At 46.7% G+C, this 3,228-nt stretch carries 4 protein-coding genes and 1 pseudogene; all 5 read right to left on the minus strand.

Going from position 1 to position 3,228, the window contains the following annotated elements:
- The coding region (locus AC4E7D_RS13235; RefSeq protein WP_490174261.1) for a pirin family protein at positions 1 to 793 on the minus strand (793 nt) is incomplete at its 3' end.
- Positions 794 to 802: 9 nt separating this feature from the next.
- The gene (locus AC4E7D_RS13240) at positions 803 to 1,246 is read right to left on the minus strand and encodes a VOC family protein (protein WP_490174262.1); all 444 of its coding nucleotides are present in this window, start codon (positions 1,244 to 1,246) and stop codon (positions 803 to 805) included.
- 28 nt (positions 1,247 to 1,274) lie between these two features.
- Positions 1,275 to 2,138, minus strand: coding sequence for a TolB family protein (locus AC4E7D_RS13245; protein ID WP_490174263.1), 864 nt, complete (start codon positions 2,136 to 2,138; stop codon positions 1,275 to 1,277).
- 105 nt (positions 2,139 to 2,243) lie between these two features.
- Complete coding sequence (locus tag AC4E7D_RS13250; RefSeq protein WP_490174264.1) at positions 2,244 to 2,675, minus strand: (4Fe-4S)-binding protein; 432 nt, start codon at positions 2,673 to 2,675, stop codon at positions 2,244 to 2,246.
- Between the two features lie 52 nt (positions 2,676 to 2,727).
- A pseudogene (locus AC4E7D_RS13255) lies at positions 2,728 to 3,228 on the minus strand (amidohydrolase); the annotation flags it as partial.

A 3,228-nucleotide genomic window follows, 5' to 3' on the forward strand; every position in this document is an offset into this window, starting at 1 on the left:
GTAAGGAAGTTGGTTGCTCTCCATTGCGAAGAGATATGGCAGCGCCAGGAACCAAATCAGCCCCATGGTCAAGATCAATAGTTTGTTCATTTATCTGCACGGAACCACCCCGGTAAACATAAAGGCTTCGGTTAATTTCTGTGCCTGTTATCGGGAGGTCGACCTGGGCTCCGGGATCCATATGAATTTCCCAGATAGCCAGGGAATGTTCCTGCTCCTTTGCCCAGGAATTAGGGGGAGGGGATACAGCAACATGATCTCCCCAGGAACCAGCTATAATTCTAATGGTGGTATCCCCTGAGGTTACCACCGGGATATCCTCATGCCAGAGCATTTTAAAATAGGGTTCAGTAAGTTTGTCCCTTTTGGGCAGGTTGATCCAGATCTGAAAAAGTTCCAGGGTATTTTTCTCGTCCTGATTCAGTAAAGGAAACATTTCGGAATGTTGTACGCCTTTTCCTGCTGTCATCCACTGCACATCACCGCCCCCAAACCGGCCTGCTGCCCCGAGAGAATCAGAATGATCGCAATACCCCTGGTTTACAATGGTCACCGTTTCAAATCCCCGATGGGGGTGATAAGGAAAGCCAGGTACAGTCTTCCCGTGATACATACGCCATCCGTCTTTTAGCACGAAATCATTTCCCAGGCTCCGGCCGGCCAAAGAGGCTTTCGGCCCCATTTCTTCCGTCCCCTCCGGATAATGGTCGAGATGATAGACACAAAACAAGAATGGATCCTGAGTCTGCCAGGGAAACCCTAGGGGGTAGATGCGTTTAATATCAGAATTCATGGTGGTGAATTAGTGTTTCGCATTGTTAATTTCAACCCAGTTCTTTTCGGGATCAATGATGTAGATCTGTTTCACTCCGTCAGCCCTGGTCGTTATGGCACCCCTTTTACCCGGCCAATCCCAAAATGGAACATCCTTTTTGTTCAAATGTTCAATGAATGTATCCAGATTTGCCGTAGACAAACAGAGATGAACGCTTTTATTCTCTTGGCGGATGACAGTATCCTTTCCAATGAGGTGCAACTGGCTGTTCCCCCTAATCTTAAACCACCTGAAGCCTTCCGGGTCAGAGGGATGGGGAATCTCTTCAAGCCTGAGGACATCGGCATAAAAATCCCCCACTTTTTTTAAATCCTGAACTACGAAAGAGTAATGATCATAATGAAAGTCAAAGTTTTGGGCATGGGTTGCAGATAAACCCAGGAACAAAATGGTAAATAGCATGTACTTCATGAGGAATGGCTGATTTAGGTTATTTTGATTATTGTCTTTTATAGGAAACAAAGGCAAAGTGCTTGCTGTCCGGTGACCAGGAGGGGACGTTGATAGTGCCCTGGCCCCCGGTGAAGGTAAACAGTGTTTTAATACTCCCGTTTTTGATGTCCATAAGCCGGATAGCAACATCTTTCATAGGCGGATGGCCTTCCCCCTGATCCTCCAGATAGGATAGGAATACCAGGTATTGCCCATCAGGGGAAGGGTGCGGAAACCAATTGGAGTACTGGTCATTCGTAAGCTGGGTGTGGTTTTTTCCATTTTTATCCATTCTCCATAACTCCATACTGCCCGTGTGTGCTGAGTTGTAGTATATATTCCTGCCATCCGGACTGTATTCCGGACCATCCTGTAATCCGGAAAAATGGGTAAGCCTTTCTTCTTTCCCACCTGTTGTGGCGATCCTGTAGATATCAAATTCACCCCCGCGCTCCGCGACATAGACGAGCCACCTGCCATCCGGGGACCAGCCGTGCCAGAAGGAAGGACTTTGTGTAGTAACCAATGTGGGTTTTCCCCCGTCCACCGGGAGGGTGTAAATGCGCGAACCGCCCGGCGTTTCCTTTGTTTCAGGGTCATTATTGCTTATGGCAATTACTTTTCCGTCAAAAGATATGCCGTGATCATTGTTGCAGTTTTTGGCATTGCCTGTATCCAACAGGGCTTTTCGGCCATCCTCCAGGTATACCCGGTACAACAAACCTCCCTGGTTGATGAGCAGGTAGGTGTCATCCGTGCTCCAGTTAGGGGCTTCAAAATGAGCTTGTTCACTGAGAATAATCTTTCGTTTCCCTGATTCCAGGGAATAGACCTCGAGTTGTGAACGTAAACTGTTAGTGTCCTGTGCCATTGTCCTGCTATGGAAAAGTAACCCAAGGATCAACAAAAAAACGGGAATGCATAAGGGGTTTGCCCACTTTTTAATACCTCCGGATTTCATATATAGCACCTCTAATTAGTCGGTAAAATCCACCTGTTTATGTGACCCGTCACAAAAGGGTTTGTTTTGGGAGGCCCCACATCGGCAAAAAGCCGTAGTCCTTTTTTTACGCTCCACTTGTCCGTCTGCATGAGTGATTTCTATTTCACCCTGAACCAGCAAAGGTCCACCGGAAGCTACCTCTACTTTAGTGGCCGATGTAGACTGAGAAGCCTGTGTATTTTCCCCTTTGGTGTAGTACGTTAAGGCTCCGGAAGGACATTTGTCGATCTGGGCCTTTAAGGCATCAATTGAAGCTTTTTCAGGGGAGATCCAGGGTTTTTCCTCGGGCTTATATACCTCAGGAAGGGTTTTAACGCAAATCCCTGAATGGATGCAGGTTTTAGGTTTCCATACCACAACAAAATCTCCGTGGGGGTATTCTTTTACTATTTCTCTTTCAGCCATGAGTTTATTATTTATTGATTTATTTATAAAGGTGTTTAGCAGCCTATAAACTTTAATTTCCTATCGGAGGTGGGCCTTCAGGAACCAGAGCCTTGTATACTTCATCCCCTTTTCGCTCTTTGTATTCTTGTTTCACTTTTTCTACCAACTTAGGGTTTTCAAAAAGGTCTACCATGGTCATCGAAAGTGCCTTTGCAGCATATGCCATTCCTTTATGTCCTATGCTCATCCCACCGCAGGCCACTACCGCCCAGGAATGCCATGGTGTATCTTTTGGGGCTACAGTGACGCTCAGGTTAATGTTGGGTACATTCCAGCTCACATCTCCCACATCCGTGGAGCCACCACCAGGATTTTCGAGGGTTCTTTTCAGGGGCTTGATTTCACTATCCATTCCCACCTGTGGTTTTCCTGTTGCCTCCTGAATTTTTTTACCAAACTCGCTTTCCTCCTCGGTATAGGTAATGGGTCCCAGGAGCTCCAGGTTCTTTTGCATGATCTCACCACCACTTCGGTTGACCAGGACCTCATATATGCCTGAGATCAATGATAT

The sequence above is a fragment of the Lentiprolixibacter sp. genome, from assembly GCF_982873095.1.